This window comes from Methanosarcina sp. DH1 (genome assembly GCF_020804205.1).
Lineage (GTDB): Archaea > Halobacteriota > Methanosarcinia > Methanosarcinales > Methanosarcinaceae > Methanosarcina > Methanosarcina vacuolata.
The window spans coordinates 135,601-155,835 of the sequence record NZ_WJBJ01000020.1; the positions used below are offsets into that span (position 1 = coordinate 135,601).

Consider the following 20,235-nt stretch of genomic DNA (forward strand, 5'->3'; position numbering starts at 1 on the left):
TCCTAAACCTGAACCATAAAATTTTGAATTATTTTTCCAGTAGGTCCGCAGATTCCAACCCTTAACTCATCTGGTCTGTAATTTAAAATGCAATTTTGAATTAAAGCGGGTTTGGGGGAACGGAAATATTCCCCGGCCCATAGTCTGGATTTCCTGAATTATAAGTTCGGGTAAATTTTATAATTATGTTTTCGTATCACGGTTTAAAGCTTGCAGATTCAGGTGATACTTTTAAAGTTTACGGTACCTTCATAGTTAATATCTACTAATGCCGGAAAGCCTTAATAAATTTATGTGACGATAGCGTCAAGCTTCTCCAGTTCGAGGGCACGCCTGATCTCAAAGGCCAGTCTTCTTCCCGTACTCATTGGTCTTCTCCAGAGCGAGTTGCCATAAGAATGACCTACTGACATATGAACATTAGTCCCACCGCCTACTCTTGGGGCCACATCATAAATATAGAAGTTAAGATCCTTATCAACGCAGGTCTGCAGGCAGAAAGGCCCTATAATCCCAGGAGAATAATGTTCCTGTGTCGCTTTTACATATTTTTCTCCCATTTGAAAGACTTTCTCAAGGAGAGACTCGCGCAGAGTTGCAGAGTTATGCCCGCACACTGTGTATTCAGGAGTTAACTGGCTTTCTGCCAGGGACATTTGCTGCGGGGCAGGAAGCCTTACATGCCCATCAAGGCTGGTCTCAAAGCGCCAGTCAATCCCAAGGAGCTCCAGCTTGCTCATTTTCGGCTCGATTGGGGAATAAAACATATCAAGGTTGAACACAGGACCTATGATATAACGCTCTATCCTTGCATTCTCAAGGGCCTCACGTGTGATAACTCCCTGCTTAATTAGAGCCTCGGATTTCTCCGTATATTCTCTGTAACTTGAAGCGGTAAAGAATCCCCTTTCGAGTTTTTTTACTGCATGCGGGAGCTTGACCATTACAAGCTCATTAATATCCTTTGGAGACTCGATTTTTTCCGGAAAAGGAAGCCCTGCTTTTTCCAGAATCCAGTAATAGCTCTGCTGCTCACTGCGTTCCTCGCTTCGGAGAAGGTTCCTGCTTCCCACAAGAGGCACTCTGAAGTTCTCTTCAATCTCATCTATACTGCAGTATGAAGTAAAGGATCTGTTCGGGACAAAAAGCACATTTTCGTCAACCAGTTTCTGCTGGTTTTCAGGCAGGAGAATTTCGTTGTATTTTTTGAAAACAACGGCCTCGTCAACAATCCCCCTCATTACTTTTCCAGAAAGGTCTCTCTGAGCCCTGAAGTATTCACTGTATGTTTTCTCCCTGCCAGCCTGACATACAGCAAGAGTCCTGAACTCCTCTTCAACTGCCCCATCACAGATGTCGAGTCCTGAGTGAGAGCCTATAGTTCCGACTTTTATCTTATCAGCGTGGGTATAGTAGCCTTCAACGATTTCCTTAATTTCGTTCCTGTCAATCATATTTAATGTTCCTTGGCTTTGGAAATAAATCCTTTCAATGAAATGGTAATAGGTATGACTTTAAGATATGATTTTGAAACCTGCCACTCGAGAGAGATTCCTCGAAATGCAGGTCTCACGACTATTCACCAGAGATTATGAAGTAAAAATCCTGAGAGGTTTTCCCCATTAACGGCTTTTACCTATAAAATCCCTTTCTAATATAAGTAATCATTTATATAATGAAAGAAAGCAAGAAAGCTCTAAAGCAAGAAAAAGTTAGACCAGAACAGATATCTGAACCTTTCCCATTGGTTTCCGAATTCAGAGTTTCCTTCAGTTTTTGATACTTTTAGGTTGGTTTCCGGATTAGGAGTTTCATAGTTTTTGACACTTTCTTAAATCGACCTGAGGATAACAGGTGTAATAAAAGTCTCAATTATGGCTGCAACCAGAAGAAGAGGCAAGATCCAGTGGAAATAAAACGTAAGCCCCTCTTTAAATTCACTTTTTATCTGGGTAGGTCTACCTATAAGGGCAGAAAATACCTGGTATCCGAGCCGAAGTCCTATTCCTGCAGAAAGGAAGACCATAGGCAGTTCCAGTATCCCATGGGGAAGAAGACCAAGCAAAATAAAGAACATTCCTCTTTCCTGAGCTATAAGATAAACGATAACCCCCACAACATATCCATTAAAGGCTATAAAAATTACCGGAAGAATTCCCAGAGCCAGCCCGAGCACCAGAAAAAGCAGGCTTAAAAATGCATTATTAAGAAAAATTGTAAACATTATGAAAAGAGGGTTCATTGTCATGATTGACGCAAAGCGGGAGCTAAAACTTTCTCTGAGAGTCTCAGCCATAGAAGGGAAACTTGCAGCTGAATAATAGCCTACAACTAAAAATACAAAAAATATAAAGGCCATAAGAAGTGCATAAGGCCAGATAAATCGCAGATATCCTTTAAACCCTTTTTTTGGGTCTTTTCTGCTATCGTGCCAGGCTTCTGCCGCGCTGCTTCCGGGAAAGAAATCTTTCTCTTCTGCAGCATATCCCCGGTTTTCCATCTCCCCTTCAGGAGTTCCTGCAGTCTGTACTCCTGTTTTTCTCTCATCCGAATTATAATCGTCCTCTCTTTCCATACCTATCCCCACCAGTAATTTTCAGCTCATTTAATTCTGTTCCAAATACATATGATGCCTGCTAAATATCTTTTTATCTCAAATTCCCATCATCATCCGGATAGTGTTCCGGGTTGCAGGAGAGAGACCAAGGATCAAAATGACCATTTTTATCAGCATTTTCAAGTTCAAGGAACGCTCGTCATCCTCAAACTGAGTGTCAAGCACATAAAGGACCCCTACAAAGATAATAAGCTTTAATGGATACATAACCAATGCGGTGCCAGTCAAGTTAATAAGATAGGTGGGCACTACATGTTTTTCAAAGTATCCAAGATGATCTACTCCTATGTATGTCGAAGAAGCATCCATCAAGTGAGCCATCAGGATAGAAAGGTTCAGGGGATTGGTGAATATTGAGGACTTGAAATGACGGGCAATAAGATAAAAGATAAAGGTTAGACCTATTCCTGCCACGATTACGAATACGGGAACGTAAGGGTATACTATATTATCGAAATGGAGGAGGACAGCGAGATTTATGAAAAACCATGCGAGTCCGAAGCCTGCAAAAGTGAGATGAAAATCTTTTACAAGCCCTGCTTTCTGCATGCGGATTGAAAGCCAGAGGCAGCTTATGGTTATCGCAAAAACCAGGAAATAAATATTGGGAGTTATGAGAAGATAGCTAAATGGCGGGTGGAAGATACCTGCAGGAGAATCTTCAATTACACGCAGGGAAGACCCTGCAAGTACGAAAGGCAGGACAGATGCAATAAAGCGAGGGGTTATTTTTACCTCAAGCTTTTCGAGCAGCCTGAAAACCCCAAATATACAAATACCCAGTATTATTGCCCAGGTAATGGTATTTACAGTATTATACCCTTCATCACCTCTTATGGGGTCAAGATAATAGGTATTAATAAACTGTGAGATATTATCTATTGAAAAACTCATCTTATCACTCATTCAAAATGGCAATATCCTAATACAATCAATACTTACAATGTATATGCCGAACTTACTTCCTTAATCAAGAGGATAGTGTTCTTCTCCGGTGCTCGATCTTCGTTCTAATATAAGATATTTCTTTCCGAAGGGTTCTACCCAATAAGCGTTAGCAATATTATATAAGCTTTGATGTATTACTGTATTTTTATAATTAGTTATGATATGTTAGTAGTAAAATTGTCATACATAATATAATGGTAAGAATAGAGAATTTATAATGATATAAACATAAAGATTATTCTAATATAAACATGGAAATAGTCTTAAATAAGTTATGAGTAAAGAATTATAAATTATGAGTTTTGATATCTCATGCTTCAAATGCACTTAAAATAAGACCTCAGACCCAAAGAACACTTTAAATAAGATCTCAGACCCAAAAAACACTTTAAATAAGATCTCAGACCCAAAAAACATTTTAAACAACATATCAGACCTGAAAACATTTTTAAATATTAATAAGATCTCTGACTTGAGACGTATTCCAGACTGGGATTATAAAGAATCAAGTTAATGAGTTAACGAAATTGAATGTACCTGATATGCCGCAGTCTGCTGATACTCTAAACTTATGATAATCTAAACTTATTGATACTCTAAACTTATTACTTCGTACGTATATTCGGGTTTATAAGAGCCAATTTACAATCTATCGTAATTGAATACTGATGCAGGTATGAAATTGACCATTAACAAAAACAGCGCAAAATGGATGCAGCTTCCAAGAGATGTGCTTGTCGGGCATGGCGTGCTTGAGGAAATTGGAGATGTCTGCAGGGACCTGAAACTGAAAGGAAATGCGCTGATCGTAACCGGAAGTACTACAAAGAATATTGCAGGCAAGAGAGTCGGTAACCTCCTTGAGAGTGCGGGTTGTTGTAGTGCGGAAACGGTTCTGACGTGCAAAGCTACTAAGGAAGAGGTCGAAAAAGTTATGGAAAAGGCCCTTGAAGTAGAGGCTACTTTTCTCCTTGGGGTTGGGAGCGGCAGGTCTATTGACCTTGCAAAACTTGCTTCGACCCGACTTGAACTTCCTTTTATTAGCGTGCCGACGGCAGCTTCCCACGATGGCATCGCATCTTCCCGTGCCTCAATTGTGGATAATGGGATAAGTACGTCTGCACAGGCCCAGGCTCCTATTGCCGTTATTGCAGATACTGAGATTATTTCAGCAGCCCCTTTCCGCTTTCTTGCGGCTGGGTGTGGAGACATAATTTCCAATTATACAGCAGTGCTGGACTGGGAATTTGCAAGCAGACTCAGGAATGAATATTTTGGGGCATATGCTGCAGCACTTTCCCGTATGGCTGCCCGAGTTATTATTGATTGTGCGGATTCGATTAAGCCTGAGCACGAGACCTCGGCAAGGCTTGTGGTAAAAGCTCTTGTATCGAATGGGGTTGCGATGAGTATCGCAGGCTCTTCAAGACCTGCTTCGGGCTCGGAACATATGTTCAGCCATGCACTTGACAAGATAGCTCCAAAACCCGCGCTCCACGGAGAACAATGTGGAGTAGGGACAATTATGATGATGTACCTCCACGGAGGAAACTGGCAGGAAATAAGGGAAGCCTTAAAAAAGATAGGGGCTCCTGTAACTGCCGAAGAACTGGGTATCGAAGATAAGTATATAATTGAAGCCCTGTTACATGCACACAGCATTCGCCCTGAGCGTTATACAATTCTCGGTAGTGGCCTTAATCCCTCCGCGGCTGAGAAAGTTGCAAAAATCACAAAGGTCATAAATTGAAAAGTTATTCTTATTCAGTCTAAAGCTAGGAATGAATGCCTGCTCAAGATACCGAGTTTAAGGTAGGTTTCAGTTCAGAAATCCAACAACCTGTACCGGTTAAAAAAATTAGGTTAATCTGGAGTCTATTAAATTTCAATAAGGGAATCATTTAACTTCTAATCAAGTAATCACTTAACTTTCCAATCAAGTAATCACTTAACTTTCAATCAAGTAATCACTTAACTTTCAATCAAGTAATCACTTAACTTTCAATCAAGTAATCACTTAACTTTCCAATCAGGCGATCACTTAACTTTCCAATCAAATAATCACTTAACTTTCCAATCAAGTAATCACTTAACTTTCCAATCAAATAATCACTTAACTTTCCAATTAAAGAAATATCTCAAATCAAACCAGATATTGAACTTCAAATTATCTTGGAATAAGCTCCAGGTGACCCCGATAAATGGGGCACAGGCCCAAAAACAATTAAAAGGAAGAGTTATTATGACAGAAAGCGATACCAAAATAACACTTATCGGATCACGGCTTGCAAGGGAAGGGCTGGAATTCATATTTAAAGGTGAGATGCCTGAATGTAAGAAATGCCGGCTGAAAAATACCTGTCTTAACCTCGAACCCGGGCGCAGGTACAGAGTCGAAAGAATCAGGAACAAAGATATCCATGAATGTTTCCTGCATGATAGCGGCGTGCTTGCCGTCGATGTGAGCAAGGCACCTATCCTTACTACGTTGGAATCAAGAAAAGCAGTCGACGGGGCAAGAATCATGTATGAGCCTCCAAAATGTGGCAAGAGAGAATGCGAGATTTATGAGACCTGCCACCCCGAGGGACTCGTAAAAGGCGATAAATGCAAAATTGTAGAGGTCCTCGAAAACCTTGATTCCAAGTGTGAAGCAAACTATTCCCTGAAAAAAGTGAAATTGTCCTGGTGAATGTAAACAAACACATTTTAGTAATAGTAAGATTGATTATCAATAAATAAAAAAGGTAAGAAGCGGTGTTATAAGTGCCTGAACAAGGAATGAACCAGGTCCCCCCCTATGAATTTTATACCCAAAAGCGCTGGGAAAACTGGCTCGGACGGGCAAGAGAGAGCGGTTTCCAGATTAAAGAGTCTGAAGATGAATCTGGAAAAGAAAGTGCAATATTCGTAAATATGGTTGATGATGTGATTCTGGCCTGCCTGAAAGTAGTTGCACGCTTTGACAAGGGTATGCTCTCCAGAGAAACAGCTCTGGAAATCCTGGCTGAGATCCGGGACATTGTACTTTCCGATGTCGAGCCAATTTCAGAAGATATCAACCTTATGATCGACTCTGTCCAGACCTCTCTGATGGGGGCTCTTATCGCCTTCGAATGCTACGTTATGGGCGACTATGATGAGGGAGCCAATATTGCAGAGCTTGTAAAATCAGCCATTGAGGCAGAATCCTCTGACAATCTTGAGATTGCTCTTGACTATACTGCACAATGCGGTGCACTCGTACTGAAAGGAAAAAGCCTGCCTGAAGAGGTTATGGCCGATCTTCCCTACGGCATTGTCGCAGAATGGCTTGATGGAATTGACTCCATCTCGGCTGCAATGGTAGGAAGCGATAGCTACAAGGAATTTGATGAAGAGGATGAAGAGGATATAGCCTAAACTCTCCTACAAACAAAGGATTCCGTTTCCAGTTTTTAGGAATACGGAAGTCCTTTGAAAATTTATGAGAAGCAAATCTTGAAATAAAAGGAGTAAATTTTGAAGTAAAAGGAGTAAATTTGAAGATAAATAGACTTAAAGCACTCAATACTTTGCCGAAAACCAAATATTAGATCAAAAATCAATTACAAAAATTAAATATTAGCTCAAAAATGTGTTAAAAAATTAGATATTATGAAAAATGTTAAAAAAATTAAATATTTAAAGGTACTTTTATCTCGAATTCCTGAGCTTCAAATGACTTTTTCTGCCTCAGTCTCATGTTTTTCGATTACTTTCATGTATACTTCGAGAGTTTTTTCAGCTATGGTTTTCCAGTTATACCGCTTTTTAAGAAGATCATAACCTTTTTCTCCCATTCTATTGTGGCCAAGCCCTTCAAGTACATAATTAAGTCCCCAGGCAATAGAAGAGGGCTCTTTATGTGCAATAACGCCTGTCCTGAAATTTTCTACGAGGGCAACTGCATCACTTGCAACTACCGGTTTCATTGCGTCCCAGGCTTCAAGCACCACAATTCCAAAGGGCTCATTCCGGCTGGGAACGCACACAAGGTCACAGGCATTGAACCAATCTATTACAGTATTATCCGGAGCGTACCCAAGGAAATTGCATGAATTTCCAATGCCAAGCCTATTAGCCTGATTTTCACACTGAGAGCGCATTTCTCCTTCACCGATAAGCACAAATTGGGCATTCCTTTTCTTCAGTACTTTAGCAGCAGCTTCCACCAGAAGGTCAGGCCCTTTCTGATAGGACATCCTTCCCGTGAAAAGCACCACTGGAAGACATGGATGGATACCATAGTGCCTTTTCACATCTCCGGGGTCGATTTGTCTTTTTATTTTTCCCACGTTTATGCCATTGGGAACTTCCCAGAGCTTGTAATCGGGGATTTTGTAGATATGCTTGATTTCTTCTCTCAATATGGTCGAGGTTATGATAATCTCCGAAGATTCATAGCCTCCAAGCCACTCTCTGTGTGAGATTTCCTTTGCCTCCCACCAGTCTCCATGGAGGTTTCCATTACGCCCCCATTCAGTACTGTGGAATGTCATCACAAAGGGCAGTCCGAACTGGGTTTTTATCCTGCAAAGCACATTTACAGGGTGCCAGTCGTGACCGTGGAGAACATCAAATTCCCCTGCACTTTCTCTCACTTCAAGGAACCGGCAGTACATACCATCACACATATGGTTCATCTGCTCGACGATTCCTCCATTTTGATCACAGGCAATTTTGTGATAATAAACCCCATTTATCACCTCATCTTTGTTTTCATGGCCTCGTGTAAACAGGTGGACCTCATGCCCCTCTGCCGCAAGAGCATCAGAGAGCTCGGACACATGGGGTGAGATCCCCCCTACACGTATCGAATACAAACTTTCCCAGGTAAATATTCCTATTCGAATCTTTTTCATAAGCTCACTTATCCCTTTTTATCAAAATGGGAGTTAAGGAGTAACGAAGAATGCAGGCTCCCCCTTGCCTTTTTAATAATTACATTCTTTAGTTTGCTGAATTCGGTCATATTACTGGTTTGTGATATTAGTAATTTATAGTAATAGTTTATACTAATTTATCAATAGGGTACATTAAGAATTTATGGTAACAGTATATATTAATTAGCTGGATTAATCCTTTATTAAAAGTATATATTAATTATTTGGATTAATCCTTTATTAAAAGTATATTAGTTAGTTCAGTTATACTTATCTTAAGTTTACTGAATCCAGCTCGCCAGAATCTGTCTATAATTCTATACCCCTTAAGCCTTCAACGAGTCGTATAAATCAAAAGGAGTATGACTTTGATTTACGTGACATGAAGATAATTTTTGTATAAAGAATCGGATTTTTTATATTTTACTAACTTTATTCCTTTTTAATGGTAGATAAATATATCTGTAAATTTTTGTTATAATTTAAGTTATAAATAAAAATAACTCTTTTGAATCCTCTTAATCAGTTTGTTTTACAAGCCTCATTCTCCATGCATAAGGTCTTCCCGTAAATAAGAAGCTGCCCTTTCCGGAGAAACCGTATTAATATAAGTTCCTGTATTGAGCTCAAAACCCGCATGAATAGAAATCCTGGGGAGCAAACGAATGTTCAGGTGATATTCAGGAGATTCGGAAAGCTGGTAAAACATGTAATTAAAGGACGGTTTTCCAAGAATTCGTCCATAACTTTTGAGAATGGCTTTCAGAATATCCCCCAGAGCAAAAAGAAGTTGGTCACTGCAACCGCCAAGAGAACTGACATGCTTTCTGGGGAGGAACCACACCTCAAATGGTCCCATTGAGGAATAAGGAGTAAAGGCTATCCATTCACTATTTTCAGATATTAAACGGGGAGACGCTTTTTCCAGGTCAAAGATTTCACAGTAAGGGCATTTCTTTATTTTCCTGATAACCTTCAATTCCCTTGCCAGAGGAGAAGGACAAAACGGCAGGGCAAGAAGCTGGCTGTGAAGGTGGTTAATCGAAGCCCCTGCATTCTCCCCTGAATTTTTAAACAGGGAAACGTAGCGTATATTTTCACGGGTTGCATAATTGCATGTACGGTCTCTATAGACCTGCATGAGTTCTGAAATTTCAGATTTAGAAAAGTCCTCAAGCCTTCTCCCATGCAAAGGTGACTCTACGATAACTTCATGAAACCCATATCCAGGTTCAGCCTGCAGCCCACTTTTCTCCGGCTCTGGGGACCCGGACACAAGTGAAAGGGCAGGATAAAGGTTCGGAAAGCAGCGGAAATCCCAGTTGCGTACCCTTTTTTCAGGGGTATCTGAATAGATTTTCCCATTTTTATAGACAGCAGTGGCAAGAGGAGTATTTTCCTCGGCTCCTCCGCAAAAAAGGCAGTTTTCAGATCCATTTTTCCCGCGGCCTTTGTCCGCAACTGCAAAATCCGAAGGCCTTTTAGCTCTTTCTTCGGCAATTATACAGTACTCTGAAAGAAAGTAATGCTTTCTGATTTCTGACATTTCAGGAAAACCTCACCATATTTCTTTTCGTTTTTCCTGATATTCGTTTTTCCTGATATTCGTTTTTCCTGATATTTTAACTTCTTTTTATCTCCTGCCAGCAGCATTTTCCTGTTTGCAGAACCGAGCCCCACTTATCAGTTCATAGTACTGTTCAGTAGGAGCTTTCCAGTCCATATCTTTTGCAAGGAGGAAGGCTTCCCTGCAGAGAAGTTTATACTTTACCCTATCTTCTATGAAATTCCGTGTAAAATAACTGACCGCCAGGGCATAGTCAAGGACTGTTTCGTAATAGGAAAGACCTATATTGTCTACTACTATCACTCCACCAAGCGCTTCTTTAAGGGACTCAATTGTCTTTATGGCATCACTGAAGCCGCATACCCGACTGACCACACTTGGAGTCCCTTCTTGTCCGGCTTCAAGCCCTGTGAGCAGGAAGGGGTCATAACGCGAGGGAAAAATGCCTGCACAGCAGCCTGCCATAAATTCTCCAACTTCCATACCCAGCCCTCCATCCGAGCTTGAAAGAATCTGTGGGTATAAAAGTGCTGCAACCGAGCGTTTCCCCCGTACCATTTTCGGAAAATCCAGCCCCCTTTTCTCAATCATCTGCTGGATTCTCAGTTCATTTCCTACAAGCACCTCTTTTGGCAGGTTCACAGGAAATCCTGACGGAAGGTTTGTTTTGGACCCTTCGGCTGTAACAAGGAAACAGATTACCCTGATTCCCTCCTGCATATGCCCTTCGAGAATGCTGTTTTTTATTATGTGCTCAAGTGCAACAAGGGAATCGAGAAGGTCCGAATATCCTTTATTTTCCACTTCCAGGCGAGATATTGTGAAAATCGGGATTATCTTTTCGGGTTCTATCCTTTCCCCTCCGTGGTACTTATACAGATTTTCGGAAAGGAATTTTCGGATCCGTTCAAGGGAGCTTTCTTTCAGGTCCCAGTTTATCTTGTCGGATTCTATGGTTATTCCGTTTCGGATCACAATTCCGTTAATCCCGTAAAAGAGCCTGGCTTCCTGTCGGGTCGATTCTCCTACTGCAGTAACCGTATCGGCATATGCAGCCAGCGTTTCAAGGGCAGCAAGGTTTTCAGGCACGCCTGAAGGCCATGTGCTGTCATTATTCCTTCTTTTCTGGATAGTGTTATATCCTGCAGTTCTTCCAGGCAGAGTTGCATGCAGAGTTGCAACAGTATTTACTGGAATTCCAAGTTTCTTAAGCCTGGCTGGCGCATAAAATACTCCAAATTCATGGCAGTGCAGAGAGACGCCTGGGCAGGGAATAGAACTATGAGTTGAAGCTGCACCAGTGGTTTCGGAATTTTCCGAAGCTGTGCTTAGAAGGAGCCTGACAAGTTCGGAAACCGCATAGGACAGGCAGAGGTAATGGGTATACTCAGGCCCGTTTGACATATTTTCATATCTCAGGGAATCAAGCCCAAGGTGCTCATAGGCTTCGGATTTGATCTTGCTTTCAAGGTTCATCTCCTTTCCCTGATACATGCAACGTATTTTTCCAAAATCAGAGGTTTGAAACTGCAAATAGCCTATCTTCGTCCCCCTCACGAACTTGCATCCTGTAAATACCTTGATACCTGAGTTTTCAAGGGATTCAAGGCTTTTCCGGAGTTCTTCGCCAGGGTTCAGGGATTCAAATTCATCCATATCCGTAATCCGGTTTAATCCTCGATTCCAGTCCGCGCCTCTGTGAGCATAATAAGGGCCCACAACAAGGATCTCTTTGTCTTCTTTTGTATTCAGTTGCCCTGAACCGAAAAGCGCAGCAAGGGTTTGTGCTTCTTCATGAATAACATTCCAGATCCCGCCCATTTTATTTGATTTAGGGCCTGCTTCCTCTCCGGCAATTATGACAAAATGTTTTCCCAAATTTTAATCCCCCAGGGCCTTTTGCCATTCAGTTATAATTTATGTTTAAATTCACGTATAAGTATTAAAGTGTATCAATTGGAAGATAAAATTGTAAGGGATGCAGTATGTATGACGAAAATATTGAAGTTAACTGCGATCTGTTAGAATAAATTAAGACATATTGAGATTAAAGAAAAAAAGGAAAAAAAAGGAAAAAAGCGGGACCTGTTGAGGATATTGATAAAAAGCAGACCTTAGTATCAGTTTATTCTGATACTACGGAGTTGTTGAGAAGCCTGAACTGCTGATAAGCTGAAATTGTTGATATGCCTGAAATATTGAAAGGTCTGAACTATTGAGAAGCCTGGATTTTTAATATGCTTGCATTAATATTTTCACGTTGTCAGCTCTTTTGCTTTAATCCATGCATGGTCTTCAGATAAGGGCCTGGTAGTAACCATTCTTCTTCACGACTTCAACCGGCATGGAAAACAGTTCAGATAGGTTTGCGTCGGTCAGGATTTCTTGCTTTTGCCCGTCCCTGAAGATTTTTCCGTTTTTTATGAGGATCACACGGTTAATTTCAGGAATAATATCTTCAAGGGTGTGAGTAACGAGAATAATACTCTTTCCCGAGCCGGCAATTTTCCGAATAATTTCGCGGAAGCTGTGAAGAGCTTTGAGGTCAAGGCTGTTTGCAGGCTCATCTAAAATCAGAGCCTCGGGGTCATGCACAAGGGCTCTCCCTATAAGTACTCTCCTGGCTTCTCCAGAGGAAAGTTCGGACATCAGCCTGTCTTCAAGGTGGGAAATCTCAAGAAACTCAAGCACTTCCCTTGCCCTGGTTTCCATTTCAGGGGTAACTTTATGATTATAGTAAATTCCTATGCTGCTGAAAAAACCTGAGAGTACGACATCCAGCACACTAATCTGGCGGAAGTATGTCTGCTGAAGGTCCCCTGAAACTATCCCGAGCAGTTTCCTGAGCTCAAAGACGTTCCAGGTCCCTTTGCCCATAATATTGAGAACAAGCCCATCGGCTGCTGCAAGAGGGTGATATTCCTTTGTAAATGTCTTGATTAGAGAAGATTTCCCAGAACCGTTTGGCCCGATAATCGCAACATGTTCTCCCTGCCCAATTGACAGGGACACCGAATCAAGGATTTTTCTACCACCCCTGACAACGGTTACATTTTTCAGTTCAAGCAAAGAAGGAGAATTAGTCTTCCCTGGAAATTCCATATTTTGAGTCATTTTTACCATCTATCTGAAAATGTGGATAAAAGATTCATGAACACTATGAATGGGAATGCCAAAAGTTTAAGATTTTATTTAATTAGCATGAAAATGCTGCCATCTGCAAGCAATTTCATTGATTGTGAATGTGATTCAATGAATATAATGTTTGTTTTCTATGAATAGACTAACATATACTTTTAGATATAATTGTTTAAAGTTTACAGTTAGCTTTTTTAAAATATTGCAACCGAAATAATAAAACTGAATAAATCTATGAGTACAACCATCTAAGTTCAAACATCTAAGTGCAAATATCAAAGTGCAAATATCAAAGTGCAAACATCTAATAACTGTAACAAGCTCGCTAATATATTCATTCATTTAACGCGTTTTCTTGCCCCAAATTGTCTAAAAATTTTTATCATGACGTTTCTAAAAATTATTAGGCTCTATTTTAGTTTCTTGTTTTTGTTTCTTACGTATATATAATCTTATAATATAGTTTTGCCTTTACCGGAAAATGGGGATTTCTGGGAGGTTCTTTGTTGGAAGTCTACAACGTTCGGGGTTCGTTCAGTTCTTACCTCTACGAGATACGTTTCATTATTCTTTTCTATGTAATTGGAGATTGGGTCTCCACTGTTTGTGCTTTATCTCAGGGTACAGAATATAATCCGGTTCCTGCAATGATTCTGGAAAATTACGGGATATACCACCTTTTGCTTGTAAAAGTAGGTTTTATTTTCCTGCTTTTTTATACAGCCCCTATGATAAAATCGTCGGGGAAAAAATGGAATCTCACAAAACATATTATAGAATCCGTTGGGGTCTTTGTAACCGCAAATAATCTGATGGTCGTCTGGTATGGAAACAGCCTTATACAGGCTATCGGGCTTGTCTGATTCAGTCAGACCTGTGCAACCTGCCTGTTTTTCTTAGTTCACGGTCTGTTTTTTCCGTCCCTTATTACAGGTTTACAGGTTGAACTGAATTATCATTTCAAATAATTCCAATTTATTTAAATTAATTCCAAATGATTCCAACATATCCTAAGAATTCCAAATGATTCCATTAATTCCATTGATTCCAATAAATTCCAATAAATTCCAAATGATTTCAGACGATTCCAGACTGTTTGATTTTACCTTTCGAACACCCGTCCAGACATATCTTAATTTCTTTCGCCCTGCATAATTTTTCCATTACCTGATTTTCGCATAAAGGAAACAATCGTAATAATCTTCACCTATGCGATGAACTTTTTTCATTGTGCCTTCTTTTTTGTACCCGCATTTCTGGGCCACGCGTTTGCTTGCAAGGTTCCGAGTGTCCATAAGGATGACAATTCTCTGTAAATCCAGTTGCTCAAAACCGACCTTTTCAAGCTGTCTAACAGCTTCGGTTGCAATTCCCATTCCCTGATAGTCCCTGTCAATGAAGTATCCGATTTCTCCTATCCAGGGCCTATGCTGGTCGATCTTTATCCCGCAGGCTCCCACAAGTCTTCCGTAATAGAGAATGGAAAAGTTGTATTCAAAATTAGCCTTTCTTTTAGTTTCATTTAGCCCCAGAAAATACCTTTCTTCATCAAGTGTTTTTATAGGAAACTCAATGAACTCAAGATTTGTACGTGTAATTATATCAAAGAAACATTTGGCATCAAAGAGTTCTTGAGGGCGAATTTTTACTTTGGGCATAAATAGAAATTGAATTTCTTTATGAAAAATGTTTTCAGGCTCTGTTTTTATATATACTTTGCAATTATTCTGAAAATTTTTAAAAGTAATGTGGAAGTGGAATGTAAATAAAGATGAATAAAATGTAAATATATATAAACAAAATATAAGTACACCTCTTATTAAATAGAAAACTGTGGAACCCAATATTATACCCAGGATAAGAGAGGAACTAGCCCTTAATGTGGATGAGAAAACAAAAGCCAGCTCATCTCGCTTTTTCAAAGAAGAAGTTCACTGCTACGGAGTAAAATCTGCGTTTGTGGGAAGAATTGTGAAAAATTACTTTAACGAAATAAAGTCCAAAGACAAAAAAGAGATCTTTAGCCTGTGCGAGGAACTCTTTAGGTCCGATTACTGCGAGGAAGCCTTTATTGCAGCCGAGTGGGCCTACATGGTAAGAAATAATTACTCTGAGGACGATTTCTTTACCTTTGAGCGTTGGGTTGAAAACTACGTTAACAACTGGGCGAAGTGTGACACCCTATGCAACCATGCAGTGGGCTCTTTTATAGAGAAATTTCCAGCGTATGTAGAAAAACTCAAGACCTGGGCCCTGTCGGACAACAGGTGGGTAAGGCGAGCGGCTGCAGTAACCCTGATCCTGCCTGCCCGAAAAGGCAATTTCCTTGACGATGTTTTTGAAATATCCGACCTGCTGCTCAAAGACAGAGACGACCTGGTCCAGAAAGGCTACGGCTGGATGCTAAAAGAAGCCAGCAAACCCCACAGGCAGGAAGTATTTGAATACGTAATGAATAACAAAAAAGAGATGCCCAGAACCGCCCTCAGATATGCAATCGAGAAAATGCCACCAGATTTGAGAGCCAGAGCTATGGAAAAAAACTGGAAAAAATAGAGTTAATTCCGGAAAAAAGCAGGGATAAGTAGGGAAAAGTCCGAGAAATTTTATAGAAACCAGAAAAATGAGAAAATATTAGAAATTGTGGACAAAAAGAGTATAGACGAAAAGTTAGAGGTGGAAAGGAGTAAGGAGCTTTACCGATACAATACCCCCATACTGCATCTTGTCCCTTACTCCCCGGGTGTTCCCCTATATTCCTGTATCTTTGCCTGCAACTAAATTCTGCAGGAGCTCATTCACACAATTTTGGTCTACGTTACAGTTAAAAGGATCTCTTCACAAGTATTTTGTTCTATTTATCCAGCTATGATACGAATTTAACACTTTTAACCGTTTTAATAATAAAGTTCTCCCCAAATCGATTTCGTTTAAAAATTTCTTTGACTGTGTAAGGATTTTAAGAAACTTGAGTTTCATTTTTTGAGAAAAAATGTGAATGATCAGGGAGAATAGTAAGAAAACAGGCTGTTGAAAGTTTTATCTGATCAAAAAAGGTATTCTCTGATTGGTCTAATCGAAATGATTTTTACAATTAGTTCTTAAAATCAAATCGATGCGATTCTTCCCGCGTCCGTTATAATGTATCCATTTTCTCCATCGGTTATATATCCCATTGCTTTGAGTTCCCAAAGATGGTTGTAAGTCATTCCTTTAGAAATTCCGGCAGTCACCGAAATCTGGGCAACCGAAGAAACTCCTTTCTGGATTTCTTCAAGTATCAGTTTCTTTGTTTTCTAGAAACATGAATATGTAATAATAGTCACAGTGATGCTATATGAATAATATAACGATTCAATTTGCCGATTTTATTAATTCTGTGTTCTTAACATGCTTATTTGTATTTTTTAGCCGTAAGATTTCTTGCATATATATAGTTCGTTTGAGTCTGAGTTCCGATATTTAGAATCCATTTAATTTCATAAGTCTTTCAATAACTGACTTTATACGATATTATATTGACGTTATATAGTTTAACAAATAAACCTATGAATATAAATAGATTGAATAATTATAATAGAGTAAACTTAGATCCATTATAATAAGGGTTGAAATATGTAAGAAATATGTGAATGAGCATCATTCAAGCACTAATGCTCAAATCCATTAAAACAAGGATAGTTTTTCATACAATATCTAAACGATATTTGACTTGTATACTTCTAAATTATAATATGTCTTAATTAATATATTTCATTACATAGTTATTTATATGATTATTCCTAATTTAGTTTTAGAAGATCGTTTTATATTTAATGTAGGAAATATGTGTAATAGAAGGTGAAATATATAATAAAAACTATAAAAGATCCATCATCAGTTCTAGTTGAAAACCTTGCAAACAATGAGATTCATAAGAGTAGACTCCGTCTTAAGGTAACGTCTATCAATGAAAATTTTGAATTAGAGGAAACTAAATATCAAGAATATTCAAGGGATATTATAACATATTTTTATAAAAAAAGGCTATCTAGTGACCAAGACATTACTTCTAAGGCAAAAGTTACAGAAATAAAAAATACTGTAACATTTATAGATTTAGTTGTTAATAAACAAATATATATATTTCGTTATACAGTTATTTATATAGCTATTTACATAGTCGTTCACTATTTAATGTAAGAAATATGTGAAATGATGTGAATAATATGATCGAAGCGATGAAAGAAATTGGTGAGTATGCGCTCGAAAAAGAAAATAAGGATTTAAACGATTTTGTGTCAATTCTAGTAGAAAATCCTGCAAGCAATGAAACTTATAAACATGTATTTTGCATTAAGTTGGTTTCTTGCCAAAAAAGTTTTGAGTTTAACGAAATCGAGCATCAAGAGTACTCAAAAGAAAAAATTGTAAAATATCTCTATAAGAGAGGATCTTCTAATGGTCCAGATATTACTCCTACTGCACGAGTCACAGAAATCAATAAAACGTTCTCTAATAAGATTGTAGGCTGGTTTTCAAAGCCTTTGAAAGAAGCAAAGCCTATATTAGATGATGAAGAAGTCCAATTTTTGGAGCTTCTTGGAAAGTGTATAAAAGAGAATGAAGATAAAATACTTTTAGATCTTGAACCTAAAGTTAATTCTATCGATGCAAAGGAGAATTCGATATTAACCTTAATTATTGAAGAAAATGACTTCATCAGATATGTCGGAGATTTTGAAGTATTTCGTAAGATCCTTAAGAACAATGGGGCTTCCAAGTTTTACAGTAAATATGGTATTATTTCCAAAGCCGATAATAAAATATGTTCTATTTGCAAAACACATAGAGAAGTTTATGGTTTTGTTACACCTTATGAATTCTATACCGTAGATAAGCGGGGATTTGTTAGTGGAGGATTTGACCAAAGTAAAGCATGGAGAAATAACCCCGTTTGCCTCGAATGTGCCTTGAAAATTACAGCGGGAAGAGAATATATCGAAAAATACATGTCTTTTGGTTTTTATGGGTTTAATTTCCTCATTATCCCCAAGCTACTTAATAATAGCACTAACGAGGACCTTTTCGATACTTTTGAGAAATTCAATGAGAAAAAATTTACATTTAATAAAGAGTATAAAAGATTTTTGACAGCTAATGAAAACGATATCCTTGAAATTCTAAGTGAAGAGGATGATTATCTTAATTTTAATTTCCAATTTTATGAAAAGTCCAATTCTGCATATCGAATTCTTTTGTATATAGAGGACATTCTTCCTTCAAGGCTAAGAGATCTTTTCAAATCCAAAGAAATCGTTGACAAAAGAAAAATATTCAGTAATTATTATTCTAATGATACCGAAGTAAAATCCATCCAATTTACATTAGGTAATGTAAGGTGGTTCTTCCCTAATACTCTAGATGACCCTGATTTAAACAAATACTTTTTAGAAATCACAAACGGGATATTTACAGGAACATCAATTGATTATGATTTTCTGTTAAAGTATATTATGCGGCGTATTCGAAAAGATTTCAGAAATGAAAATCCAATAAGGTATTCTCTATTTTTAGGATTCCAAATGTTAGACTTTTTAAGTAATTTATGTTTGCTTGGAAATTATACAGGAGGTAATTGTGTGAATTCTACGAATTTATCGACTTTATTAGGGGACATGGCACCAAAGGAAAACAATGGTTATGAAGAGAGAACGAATGTTATCTTTTCGGAATTTGAACATTTTTTCAATACTGATGCAAAGAAGGCTATTTTTTTAGAAGGCACACTTGTTCAGTATTTACTAAATATTCAAAAATTTCAGCGTGGAAGCGCTCCTTTCAGAACTAAACTTCGAGGCCTGAATCTTGATGAGCGTTATATAAAAAGGCTCTTCCCTGAAATCATAAATAAACTAGAAGAGTATGATGCTAATTATTATAAAGAACTTGAATACCTGATCTCAAAATACATGATTCAATCTGGCAATAATTGGAAAATGTCAAACGATGAAATCAGTTTCTATTTTGTTCTTGGTATGAATCTATCAAACCTTTTAAAGTCACCTAAACCTGAAAAGGAGATTAAAAATGACTGAAGTAAACAGAAGATCTGAAATTGTATTTTTGTATGATATAAAAGATGGAAATCCAAACGGAGATCCACTTGATGAAAATAAACCACGTATTGATGAAGAAACAGGAATAAACCTTGTAACAGATGTCAGGCTTAAGAGAACAATACGTGATCATCTCTACAAGTTTAGAGGTAAGGAAATTTTTGTTAGGGAAATCTCAGCTGAAAACGGTTCTATTCAGGATGCAAAAATGAGGGCAAAAGATTTTTTGATAATTGATGAGCCTCTTGATTCATTCGAAACTGGTAAAAACGCCATTAATGAGAAACTTCTTGCTGATTGTATTGACGTTCGTTTATTTGGAGGAACTGTTCCACTTGAACTTAAAGTCAAAAAGGGAAATAAAAATGAAACCGGTTCAATAACTCATACTGGTCCTGTACAGTTTAAGATAGGCAGATCAATGCATAAGGTCTTCATGAAACATTTCCGTGGAACGGGAGCTTTTGCTTCGAAGGAAGGAGCCAGTCAAAAAACGTTCCGTGAAGAGGATTTCTTACCTTATTCTTTGATAAGTTTTTACGGAATTATTAATGAAAACGCGGCTAAGGATACGAAACTTTCAGAGGAAGATATAGACCTGCTTCTTGATGGAATGTGGAATGGAACTAAGAATCTTATTTCCAGGTCAAAAGTCGGCCAGGTTCCCCGCCTCCTGTTCAAAGTAAATTACAAAGAAGGAAATTATCACATTGGAGATCTGAATAACCTTTTCAGTCTTAAGTCTGATTTGATAGATGAAGAGATTCGGGATATTTCACAGGTAAAGATTGAGGTCCAGAGGCTGATTGATGTATTGGGTAAAAGCAAAGATAAAATTGAAAATGCCCAGATTTGCTCGGATGAGTCGATTACGTTTACATATGACGAAGAAGAGATTGACTTTGAAAAAAGCCTTGTGGAAGCCGGGATTAATACTAAAATACTAACAATGTGAGCTAAGAA

At 38.5% G+C, this 20,235-nt stretch carries 16 protein-coding genes; 7 read left to right on the top strand and 9 right to left on the bottom strand.

The window, feature by feature from the left end:
- Nucleotides 1-290: 290 nt before the first annotated feature.
- The 3 genes from FXW07_RS10975 to FXW07_RS10985 all read right to left on the bottom strand — a co-directional run bounded on the left by FXW07_RS10975 (nucleotide 291) and on the right by FXW07_RS10985 (nucleotide 3,511).
- Nucleotides 291-1,454: a formate--phosphoribosylaminoimidazolecarboxamide ligase family protein gene (locus tag FXW07_RS10975; RefSeq protein ID WP_229395471.1), complete on the bottom strand. Its 1,164-nt coding sequence runs from the start codon at nucleotides 1,452-1,454 to the stop codon at nucleotides 291-293.
- Nucleotides 1,455-1,831: 377 nt separating this feature from the next.
- A complete protein-coding gene (locus tag FXW07_RS10980; RefSeq protein ID WP_229395472.1) occupies nucleotides 1,832-2,575 on the bottom strand; it encodes a stage II sporulation protein M in 744 nt (247 codons plus the stop codon).
- A 78-nt stretch (nucleotides 2,576-2,653) separates the two neighbouring features.
- The gene (locus FXW07_RS10985; RefSeq protein WP_229395473.1) at nucleotides 2,654-3,511 is read right to left on the bottom strand and encodes a DUF63 family protein; all 858 of its coding nucleotides are present in this window, start codon (nucleotides 3,509-3,511) and stop codon (nucleotides 2,654-2,656) included.
- Between the two features lie 730 nt (nucleotides 3,512-4,241).
- Between FXW07_RS10985 and FXW07_RS10990 the strand changes: the two genes are divergently transcribed.
- The 3 genes from FXW07_RS10990 to FXW07_RS11000 all read left to right on the top strand — a co-directional run bounded on the left by FXW07_RS10990 (nucleotide 4,242) and on the right by FXW07_RS11000 (nucleotide 6,967).
- Nucleotides 4,242-5,315: an NAD(P)-dependent glycerol-1-phosphate dehydrogenase gene (locus FXW07_RS10990; protein WP_229395474.1), complete on the top strand. Its 1,074-nt coding sequence runs from the start codon at nucleotides 4,242-4,244 to the stop codon at nucleotides 5,313-5,315.
- 492 nt (nucleotides 5,316-5,807) lie between these two features.
- Nucleotides 5,808-6,257, top strand: coding sequence for a UPF0179 family protein (locus tag FXW07_RS10995; RefSeq protein WP_048118076.1), 450 nt, complete (start codon nucleotides 5,808-5,810; stop codon nucleotides 6,255-6,257).
- Between the two features lie 74 nt (nucleotides 6,258-6,331).
- Nucleotides 6,332-6,967: a DUF2150 family protein gene (locus FXW07_RS11000; protein WP_048118073.1), complete on the top strand. Its 636-nt coding sequence runs from the start codon at nucleotides 6,332-6,334 to the stop codon at nucleotides 6,965-6,967.
- A gap of 293 nt (nucleotides 6,968-7,260) precedes the next feature.
- Here FXW07_RS11000 and FXW07_RS11005 read toward each other — a convergent pair whose 3' ends face one another.
- The 4 genes from FXW07_RS11005 to FXW07_RS11020 all read right to left on the bottom strand — a co-directional run bounded on the left by FXW07_RS11005 (nucleotide 7,261) and on the right by FXW07_RS11020 (nucleotide 13,150).
- A complete protein-coding gene (locus FXW07_RS11005) occupies nucleotides 7,261-8,448 on the bottom strand; it encodes a glycosyltransferase family 4 protein (RefSeq protein ID WP_229395475.1) in 1,188 nt (395 codons plus the stop codon).
- Between the two features lie 562 nt (nucleotides 8,449-9,010).
- Nucleotides 9,011-10,015 (bottom strand): DUF4921 family protein, encoded by a 1,005-nt coding sequence (locus FXW07_RS11010; protein WP_229395476.1) that lies wholly within the window; start codon nucleotides 10,013-10,015, stop codon nucleotides 9,011-9,013.
- 87 nt (nucleotides 10,016-10,102) lie between these two features.
- On the bottom strand, nucleotides 10,103-11,914 hold the full coding sequence (locus tag FXW07_RS11015) for a glycosyltransferase (protein WP_229395477.1): 1,812 nt from the start codon (nucleotides 11,912-11,914) through the stop codon (nucleotides 10,103-10,105).
- 417 nt (nucleotides 11,915-12,331) lie between these two features.
- Complete coding sequence (locus FXW07_RS11020) at nucleotides 12,332-13,150, bottom strand: ABC transporter ATP-binding protein (protein ID WP_229395478.1); 819 nt, start codon at nucleotides 13,148-13,150, stop codon at nucleotides 12,332-12,334.
- Between the two features lie 530 nt (nucleotides 13,151-13,680).
- On the opposite strand from FXW07_RS11020, the gene FXW07_RS11025 reads away from it, so the two are divergent.
- The gene (locus FXW07_RS11025) at nucleotides 13,681-14,037 is read left to right on the top strand and encodes a hypothetical protein (RefSeq protein ID WP_048153649.1); all 357 of its coding nucleotides are present in this window, start codon (nucleotides 13,681-13,683) and stop codon (nucleotides 14,035-14,037) included.
- Nucleotides 14,038-14,337: 300 nt separating this feature from the next.
- Here FXW07_RS11025 and FXW07_RS11030 read toward each other — a convergent pair whose 3' ends face one another.
- Nucleotides 14,338-14,832 (bottom strand): GNAT family protein, encoded by a 495-nt coding sequence (locus tag FXW07_RS11030; RefSeq protein ID WP_229395479.1) that lies wholly within the window; start codon nucleotides 14,830-14,832, stop codon nucleotides 14,338-14,340.
- 175 nt (nucleotides 14,833-15,007) lie between these two features.
- On the opposite strand from FXW07_RS11030, the gene FXW07_RS11035 reads away from it, so the two are divergent.
- Nucleotides 15,008-15,730 carry a DNA alkylation repair protein gene (locus tag FXW07_RS11035; protein ID WP_229395480.1) on the top strand — a complete coding sequence of 241 codons (723 nt, stop codon included), beginning with the start codon at nucleotides 15,008-15,010 and terminating at the stop codon, nucleotides 15,728-15,730.
- A gap of 551 nt (nucleotides 15,731-16,281) precedes the next feature.
- On the opposite strand, the gene FXW07_RS19335 is transcribed toward FXW07_RS11035, so the two are convergent.
- Nucleotides 16,282-16,407, bottom strand: a complete 126-nt coding sequence (locus FXW07_RS19335) for a hypothetical protein (RefSeq protein ID WP_255679033.1) — start codon at nucleotides 16,405-16,407, stop codon at nucleotides 16,282-16,284.
- Nucleotides 16,408-17,382: 975 nt separating this feature from the next.
- Between FXW07_RS19335 and FXW07_RS11040 the strand changes: the two genes are divergently transcribed.
- Nucleotides 17,383-19,251: a TIGR02556 family CRISPR-associated protein gene (locus FXW07_RS11040; protein ID WP_229395481.1), complete on the top strand. Its 1,869-nt coding sequence runs from the start codon at nucleotides 17,383-17,385 to the stop codon at nucleotides 19,249-19,251.
- A complete protein-coding gene (gene cas7b / locus FXW07_RS11045; protein WP_229395482.1) occupies nucleotides 19,244-20,227 on the top strand; it encodes a type I-B CRISPR-associated protein Cas7/Csh2 in 984 nt (327 codons plus the stop codon). Before FXW07_RS11040 ends, cas7b begins: the two co-directional genes overlap by 8 nt.
- Nucleotides 20,228-20,235: the final 8 nt, after the last annotated feature.

What these genes read in the sequence shown, in the direction of transcription:
- FXW07_RS10975 (WP_229395471.1), bottom strand. Translation starts at nt 1,454, where the DNA reads ATGATTGACAGGAACGAAATTAAGGAAATCGTTGAAGGCTACTATACC.
- FXW07_RS10980 (WP_229395472.1), bottom strand. Translation starts at nt 2,575, where the DNA reads ATGGAAAGAGAGGACGATTATAATTCGGATGAGAGAAAAACAGGAGTA.
- FXW07_RS10985 (WP_229395473.1), bottom strand. Translation starts at nt 3,511, where the DNA reads ATGAGTTTTTCAATAGATAATATCTCACAGTTTATTAATACCTATTAT.
- FXW07_RS10990 (WP_229395474.1), top strand. Translation starts at nt 4,242, where the DNA reads ATGAAATTGACCATTAACAAAAACAGCGCAAAATGGATGCAGCTTCCA.
- FXW07_RS10995 (WP_048118076.1), top strand. Translation starts at nt 5,808, where the DNA reads ATGACAGAAAGCGATACCAAAATAACACTTATCGGATCACGGCTTGCA.
- FXW07_RS11005 (WP_229395475.1), bottom strand. Translation starts at nt 8,448, where the DNA reads ATGAAAAAGATTCGAATAGGAATATTTACCTGGGAAAGTTTGTATTCG.
- FXW07_RS11010 (WP_229395476.1), bottom strand. Translation starts at nt 10,015, where the DNA reads ATGTCAGAAATCAGAAAGCATTACTTTCTTTCAGAGTACTGTATAATT.
- FXW07_RS11020 (WP_229395478.1), bottom strand. Translation starts at nt 13,150, where the DNA reads ATGACTCAAAATATGGAATTTCCAGGGAAGACTAATTCTCCTTCTTTG.
- FXW07_RS11030 (WP_229395479.1), bottom strand. Translation starts at nt 14,832, where the DNA reads ATGCCCAAAGTAAAAATTCGCCCTCAAGAACTCTTTGATGCCAAATGT.
- FXW07_RS11040 (WP_229395481.1), top strand. Translation starts at nt 17,383, where the DNA reads ATGATCGAAGCGATGAAAGAAATTGGTGAGTATGCGCTCGAAAAAGAA.
- cas7b (WP_229395482.1), top strand. Translation starts at nt 19,244, where the DNA reads ATGACTGAAGTAAACAGAAGATCTGAAATTGTATTTTTGTATGATATA.